The 7,555-nt window shown below is 61.8% G+C and carries 5 protein-coding genes; 3 read left to right on the top strand and 2 right to left on the bottom strand.

The window, feature by feature from the left end:
• Together ACILSL_RS07090 and ACILSL_RS07085 are read left to right on the top strand one after the other, a co-directional pair.
• Positions 1 to 2,390 (top strand): glutamate synthase-related protein (locus tag ACILSL_RS07090; protein ID WP_395731304.1); only part of this gene is annotated, 2,390 nt, incomplete at its 5' end.
• Positions 2,391 to 2,446: 56 nt separating this feature from the next.
• On the top strand, positions 2,447 to 3,925 hold the full coding sequence (locus tag ACILSL_RS07085; protein ID WP_395731303.1) for a glutamate synthase subunit beta: 1,479 nt from the start codon (positions 2,447 to 2,449) through the stop codon (positions 3,923 to 3,925).
• 54 nt (positions 3,926 to 3,979) lie between these two features.
• On the opposite strand, the gene ACILSL_RS07080 is transcribed toward ACILSL_RS07085, so the two are convergent.
• The gene (locus ACILSL_RS07080; RefSeq protein ID WP_395731302.1) at positions 3,980 to 5,119 is read right to left on the bottom strand and encodes a M20 family metallopeptidase; all 1,140 of its coding nucleotides are present in this window, start codon (positions 5,117 to 5,119) and stop codon (positions 3,980 to 3,982) included.
• Positions 5,120 to 5,264: 145 nt separating this feature from the next.
• Between ACILSL_RS07080 and ACILSL_RS07075 the strand changes: the two genes are divergently transcribed.
• Entirely contained in the window at positions 5,265 to 5,990 is a 726-nt protein-coding gene (locus ACILSL_RS07075) for a c-type cytochrome (protein ID WP_395731301.1), read from the top strand.
• Here the strand turns inward: ACILSL_RS07075 and ACILSL_RS07070 are convergent, their stop codons facing one another.
• Positions 5,991 to 7,286, bottom strand: coding sequence for a DUF1501 domain-containing protein (locus tag ACILSL_RS07070; RefSeq protein WP_395731300.1), 1,296 nt, complete (start codon positions 7,284 to 7,286; stop codon positions 5,991 to 5,993).
• Positions 7,287 to 7,555 lie beyond the last annotated feature (269 nt).

Genomic DNA, 7,555 nt, shown 5'->3' with positions numbered 1-7,555 from the left:
GCATCTCCACGATGCAGAGCTATCGCGGCGCGCAGATCTTTGAAGCCGTCGGTCTCAGCCAGAGCGTGGTGGACAAATATTTCACCTGGACCGCCACCCGCATCGAAGGCAGCGACATCAAGGTCATCGCCGAAGAAGCCATCCAGCGCCATCTGCGCGGCTTCCCAGAGCGCGATTCCCAGGTCCACGCCCTCGACGTCGGCGGTGATTACCAGTGGCGCAAGGAAGGTGAGGCCCACCTTTTCAATCCGCTCACCATTCATACCCTTCAGAAGGCTGTCCGCACCGGCAGCTACGAAACCTTCCAGCAGTACACCGCCCTGGTGAACACGCAGGTGAAGCAGTTCTACACCCTGCGCGGCCTGCTGGACTTCAAGCCACGCAAAGCCGTGCCGATCGAGGAAGTCGAATCCGTCGAGTCCATCATGAAGCGCTTCAAGACAGGCGCGATGAGCTACGGCTCCATCTCCAGCGAAGCCCACGAAGCTCTCGCCATCGCAATGAACCGTGTCGGCGGCAAGTCGAACACCGGTGAAGGCGGCGAAGATGAAGCCCGTTACACCTGGACCAATGAGAAGGGTGACTCCAAGAACAGCGCCATCAAGCAGGTCGCTTCCGGTCGTTTCGGCGTCACCAGCCTCTACCTTTCCCAGGCCCGCGAAATCCAGATCAAGATGGCCCAGGGCGCCAAGCCCGGTGAAGGCGGCCAGCTGCCTGGAACCAAGGTGTATCCTTGGATCGCCAAGGTGCGCGGCTCCACGCCGGGTGTCGGACTTATCTCCCCGCCTCCGCATCATGACATCTACTCCATCGAGGACTTGGCCCAGCTCATCCACGACCTGAAGAATGCGAACCGCGCCGCACGCGTCAGCGTGAAGCTCGTCTCCGAAGTCGGCGTCGGCACCATCGCCGCCGGCGTGGCCAAGGCTCACTCGGACGTCGTTCTCATCTCCGGTTTCGACGGCGGCACCGGTGCCTCTCCGCAGACCTCCGTGAAGCACGCCGGCCTGCCCTGGGAGCTCGGCCTCGCCGAAACCCACCAGACCCTCGTCCTCAACAATCTGCGCAGCCGCATCGTCGTCGAAGCAGACGGTCAGATGAAAACCGGTCGTGACGTCATCATCGCCGCGCTGCTGGGCGCTGAGGAGTTCGGATTCGCCACCGCTCCGCTCGTCACACTCGGCTGCATCATGATGCGCGTCTGCCATCTGAACACCTGCCCCGTCGGTGTCGCCACCCAGGATCCTCAGCTGCGCGCCAAGTTCAGCGGTGATCCTGAGCATGCCGCCAACTTCATGCGCTTCATCGCCATGGAAGTGCGCGAGCTCATGGCCAAGCTTGGCTTCCGCACTCTGCAGGAAATGGTGGGCCGCACGGAAGTGCTCGAAGCCCGCGACGCGATCGATCACTGGAAAGCCCGTGGTATCGACCTCTCCAACCTGCTTTATCAGCCGGATGTCGGTCCTGAAGTCGGACGCTTCTGCACCGAGGTGCAGGATCACGGCATCGACCGCTCTCTCGACATCACCACCCTTCTGGACCTGTGCAAACCGGCCATCGAGAAGGGTGAGAAAGTCACCGCCACCGTCGCCATCCGCAACGTCAACCGCACCGTCGGCACGATCCTCGGCAACGAGATCACCAAACGCCACTGGCACGGTCTGCCGGACGACACGGTGCACATCAAGTTCAACGGCACCGCCGGTCAGAGCTTCGGTGCCTTTGTTCCCAAGGGTGTCACCCTCGAACTCGAAGGCGACGGCAATGACTACATCGGCAAGGGCCTCAGCGGCGGCCGCATCATCATCTATCCGCCGGAAGGTTCCGACTTTGCCGCCGAAGACAACATCATCGCCGGCAACACCGCGCTCTATGGCGCGACGAGCGGCGAACTCTTCCTGCGTGGCAGGGCGGGTGAACGCTTCGCAGTGCGCAACTCGGGTGTCGATACCGTCGTCGAAGGCGTGGGTGACCACGGCTGCGAATACATGACCGGTGGCCGTGTGGTCGTCCTCGGCACCACCGGACGCAACTTCGCCGCAGGCATGAGCGGTGGCGAGGCCTACGTTCTGGATGAAGAGGGCGATTTCGCCACCCGCTGCAACACGCAGATGGCTGGCCTCGAAAAACTCGAGGACAAAGCCGAGATCGACAGCCTCTACGAACTCATCAAAAAGCACGCCGACCTCACCAAGAGCCAGAAAGCCTTCAAGGTTCTCGCGCTCTGGGAGCAGATGGTGCCCAAGTTTGTCAAAGTGATGCCCAAGGATTACAAACGAGTGCTCCAGGCCATCAAGAAGGCCAAGGACGACGGCCTCACCGGCGACGACGCCCTCAACGCCGCCTTTGAAGCCAACGCACGCGACGTCGCCCGTATCGGCGGCAGCTAGCATCGACATCACGCGTCACAAACCAACAGACATCACCTTTTCACAGACAAGAGACCATGGGAAAACCAACCGGCTTCATCGAATTCGAACGCGAAATCCCCGCTGACCGCGACCCGCTTGAGCGTGTCAAAGATTGGAAGGAGTTCCACCTGCACCTGCCTGAGGAGCGCCTGAAAAACCAGGGCGCCCGCTGCATGGACTGCGGCATTCCGTTCTGCCACAGCGGCACCCTCATCAGCGGCATGGCCAGCGGCTGCCCGATCAACAACATCATCCCTGAATGGAATGATCTCGTTTTCCGCGGCCTCTGGAAGGAAGCTCTCGACCGTCTGCACAAGACAAACAACTTCCCCGAATTCACCGGCCGCGTCTGCCCCGCTCCTTGCGAAGGCTCCTGCGTGCTCGGAATTCACGAGCCGCCGGTGACGATCAAGAACATCGAAGTCAGCATCATCGACAAAGGCTGGGAAGAAGGCTGGGTGAAGCCCGATGTGCCAGAAAAGCGCACAGGCAAGAAAGTCGCCGTCATCGGCTCCGGTCCTGCCGGACTCAGCGCCGCCGCCCAGCTCAACCGGGCCGGCCATACCGTCACCGTCTTTGAACGTGCCGACCGCCCCGGCGGCCTGCTCATGTATGGCATCCCCAACATGAAGCTCGACAAGAACGAGGTCGTCCTGCGCCGCGTGAAGCTGCTCGAAGACAGCGGCGTCATCTTCAAGTGCAACGTCAATGTCGGCACCGACATCACCGCCGAGCAGCTCACCAAGGATTTCGACGCCACCGTGATCTGCACCGGTGCCACCAAACCACGCGATCTGCCGATTCCCGGCCGCGAATTGAAGGGCATCCATTTCGCCATGGACTTCCTCACGGCGAACACCAAGGCCGTGCTCGACAAGAGCGGCAAGTTCATCACTGCAGACGGCAAGGACGTCGTCATCATCGGTGGCGGCGACACCGGCACCGACTGCGTCGGCACCAGCGTGCGCCATGGCTGCACCACCGTCACCCAGCTCGAAATCATGGCCAAGCCGCCTCTCAAGCGCGCCGCGAACAACCCATGGCCCGAATGGCCCAAGACCTACAAGATGGACTACGGCCAGGAAGAAGCCGCCGCCAAGTTCGGCGACGATCCCCGCGTCTATCTCACCACCGCCACCCACTTCGAAGGGGATGCCGATGGCAATGTCAAAGCCGTCCACGTCGTCAACGTCGAGTGGAAGAAGGACGAAAAGGGCAATTTCGGCCCGCAGAAGATCCCTGGAACCGAAAAAGTCCTCCCCGCGCAGCTCGTCCTGCTCGCCATGGGCTTCCTCGGGCCCGAGCAGCCTCTTCTCGACGCCCTCAACATCGAGCGCGACCAGCGCAGCAACGTGAAAGCCGAGCACGAGAAATACACCACCAGCATCCCCGGCGTCTTCGCCGCCGGTGACTGCCGCCGTGGCCAGTCCCTCGTCGTCTGGGCCTTCAACGAAGGCCGAGGCGCCGCCCGCGAGTGCGACCGCTTCCTGATGGGCGAAACCGCCCTGCCGTAACCTTCAGCATCTTCAAACCCGGGGTTCATCTGAGCCCCGGGTTTTTTGTGCCTCTCAGCCAAGACTTGCCAGGAATCGCCGGAAAAACGCCACCCCGTCCTCAAGATCCTGCACGGCAATAAATTCATCCTTGGTATGCGCCTGAGCGATGGAGCCGGGACCAATCGCAATAGCCGGGGTGCCCGCAGCGGCCAAGAAAGCCGCATCGCAGAACCAAGGTGCCCCGGTCAGACTGGCCCCGGCGGCAATCAACTTCTGCACAAAGGGGTTCGAAGGATCGGTATCGAGATGAAAGGCCTCGCTGGCGACGGTAACCTGGGCGGTTTCATCAATGCTCTGCACGAATTCCGTCAGCAATGCCAGTGCCCCGCCAGCGCGCTGCAGGCCCGGCGTGGTGCGTATATCCAGCCGCAGTTTGCAGAAATCTGCCACGATATTGCTGCGTGTGCCTCCCTGAATCATGCCGAGGTTAATGGAACTGGCCCCGAGCCACTCATCTTCACCACCGGCTTCGGCCAGGATATCACGGAACTCGGTGTCGAGCGCAGCGACCAGCTTTGCCATCTTCACGATCGCATTCACCCCCAGTTCGGGCGTGGCACCATGCACCGCGACACCGGTGGTGTGCACATCGGCCCAGAGGCAGCCTTTGTGGCGGAACACGGTCTTCAGGCTTGTGGGCTCGCCAATGATGGCGAGGTCATAACGCCCATGATGCTTCGCAAAGTGTTGAGAACCAAGCTGTGCGCTCTCCTCGGACATGAAGCCGACGAAGTGAACTTCGACGGGCAGGGTGGGGATTTCGTGGCGCATTTCGTAGAGGGCCCAGAGCATGGAGGCCATGGGGCCCTTGGTATCGGAGGCTCCTCGGCCCCAGATTTTGCCGTCGCGGAGTTCGCCGCCGAAGGGGGGGATGGTCATGCCGCCGACGCTGACGGTGTCGGTGTGGGGGGCGAAGAGGATGCGGGGCTTGGATGCGCCGTGGGTGGGAAAGCGGCCGATGACATTGGGGCGACCAGGTTCCACTTCCTGCAGCGTCACGGCAGCTCCTGCAGCATGCAGAAACTCACCCACAAAGCGTGCACAGCGCTCCTCGCCGATGCCGTCGGTGCCGGGGTCGCCGTCGGGATTGACCGAGGGGATGCGGACGAGGGCCTGGGTGAGTTCGACGACGTTCGCTGGAAATGGGGCCATGGGAGAGAAAGGCACAGGCAGGGAGGGGGCGCAAGTGTGGGACAAAATTGTCCTGCGGTGTGTCGGATTTGGCAAAGAAGGCCTCGCCGCGGGTTCCATGCGGCATTGTTGTAAATCAGGTGCAACTTACGGCGTTTTTTGACCCATGAAGTTCCACCACATCGCACTCATGCTCCTCGGCTGCATCGGAGCGGGACATGCCACCGAACCTGTCATAACCACCAAGGCCACGGATGGGAAAACGATCTTCCAGGCTGTTTGTGCACAGTGTCATGGAACTTCCGGTGAGGGCAAGATTGAACTCAAATCTCCTTCCATTGCCGGGATGCCTGCCTGGTATGTGAACACGCAGTTTGCGAATCTGAGAGAAGGCCGGCGTGGACATGATGCGGCTGATCCGCAGTCGTTCATGATGGCGGCGATCGCCAAGGCGCTGCAGCCGGAGCAGATCAAGGCGGTGGTGGCCCACGTTGAGAAGATGCCCATCAAGGTGCCGATGGGCAAGGACCGGGAAATGGCCAACACGAATCCTCAGGCGGGAATGCAGCTTTTCCAGGAGCGGTGCATGGAATGCCACCGCTACAATGCCAGCGGAGAGATGACCTTTGGCAGTCCGCCACTCATCGGGCGTCAGGGCTGGTACCTGGAGGAACAACTCAAAAAGTTCAAATCCGGCAAGCGGGGCGCCGTGAAGAACGATGTGAACGGGGCGAAGATGGTGCAGATGACGACGCTCTTCATTGAAGACGAGCAGATGCTGCGGGACGTGGTGGCGTACATCATGACGCTGAATCCTGATCCGGCTGCCACGCCGGAAGAGCAGAAGAAGCAGATCATTGAAGGCAGTCCGTTTGAGAGTGCGGGAAGGTGATCAGGCTGTGGCCTGGAGTTCTTTGACGGGTTCGCCTTTGCTGAGGGCCATGGGGCGGCCGACTGGGGTCATGACTTCTTTGGAATAGTCGATGCCGAGAAGGTTTTGGACGGTGGCGTGGAGGTCTTCAACGAAGACGGGGCGTTCGGGTTCTTTTTTGTCGCCCTGGGGATCGGTGGCGCCGATGACGCGGCCGCCGGCGAAGCCGCCGCCGGAGACGAGCATGCTGAAGGCATGAGGCCAGTGGTCGCGGCCCCCGACGTTGTTGATCTTCGGGGTGCGGCCGAACTCACCGCCGCAGACGACGATGGTGCTTTGGAGGAGGCCGAGTTTTTTGAGGTCGCGGATGAGGGAAGCGTAGGCGGCGTCGAGGATTTTGACCTGGGTGGCCTGGCCTTCGAGGTTGTTGGCGTGGGTGTCCCAGCCGTTGAGGGTGACTTCCACACAACGGACTCCGGCCTGGATGAGGCGGACGGCGGCGAAGCAGCCGCGACCGAAGGGGGTGTCGCCATAGGCGTTGAGTTCGGCGGCGGGGGCGTCGCTGACATTGAAGGCTTTGAGCTGATCTGAGGACATCATGTTCCGGGCGCGCTGCATGGAGATCTGGTGCAGGGTTTTGGTTTGATCCATGTTTGTCTCGCGGCCACGGGCGAAGGTTTGCTCGACGATGGAGAGGCCTTCCATGCGGCGGTCGAGGCGCTTGTCATCGACGCGGGCTTTGACATCCGGGACGGGGAACTTGGGGTCGTACATTTGAAAGGCGTCGTACTTGGCACCGAAGAAACCGCCGCGTGCGGGCCATTGATTGGGGAGGATGGAGACGTGAGTGGGGATTTCGATTTTGGCCTCCGGCAGTTCATGGCAGACGATGGCGCCGATGCTGGGATGAATGAGGGTGGGGTCGGGTCGGTAGCCGGTCTTGATGTTGTAAAAGGCGCGTTCGTGGTCGCCCTCTTTGCTGACCATGGAGCGGATGAGGGAGACGTCCTGCATGACGCTGGCGGTTTGTTCGAGACCGGCGGCGAAGTTCACGCCTTTGATGGCCGTGGGGATGGTTTTGACGCCGCCACCGATTTTGGTTTCGGGGTGCGGGTCGAAGGTGTCGAGCTGGCTTGCGGCTCCGCCGAGCCAGAGGAGGATGACCGAGCGCGCCGGTTTGCCGGAGGGGGCGGTGGCGGCCTCGGCGGCGAGGATGTCGGCGAGAGGGGTGAGCCAGGAGACGCCTGCGAGACCTGCACCCCGGAGGAGGGAGCGGCGGGTGAGGTGGTCAGGGCCTCGGCAGGGGGAGGTGTTCATGGCGAGAAAAATGACGAATGGTTAACTGGGGAGGGAAGCAAGTGCTGGGCGAGGGCGTGGACGATGACAGCGGCGGAGGGACGTTGAGACGCTGCTGGAGCGCGCGGTGTGAGGAGGGAGCGCTGGGTTTGCTTTCCGGAGTTGTCGATGGAAACCCAGGGTTGCCTCGCCAAGGCTCGGCAACCCTGGGCTGAAATACGCAGCCCCGTTGGGGCTGGTGTGCTGCGAGGCTCTGGGAAGTTGGATAGAGCTTGAGGGCGTCGAGAACG

This window comes from Prosthecobacter sp. (assembly GCF_044222345.1).
Lineage (GTDB): Bacteria > Verrucomicrobiota > Verrucomicrobiia > Verrucomicrobiales > Verrucomicrobiaceae > Prosthecobacter.
This window is presented reverse-complemented; position numbering and strand designations above follow the sequence as displayed.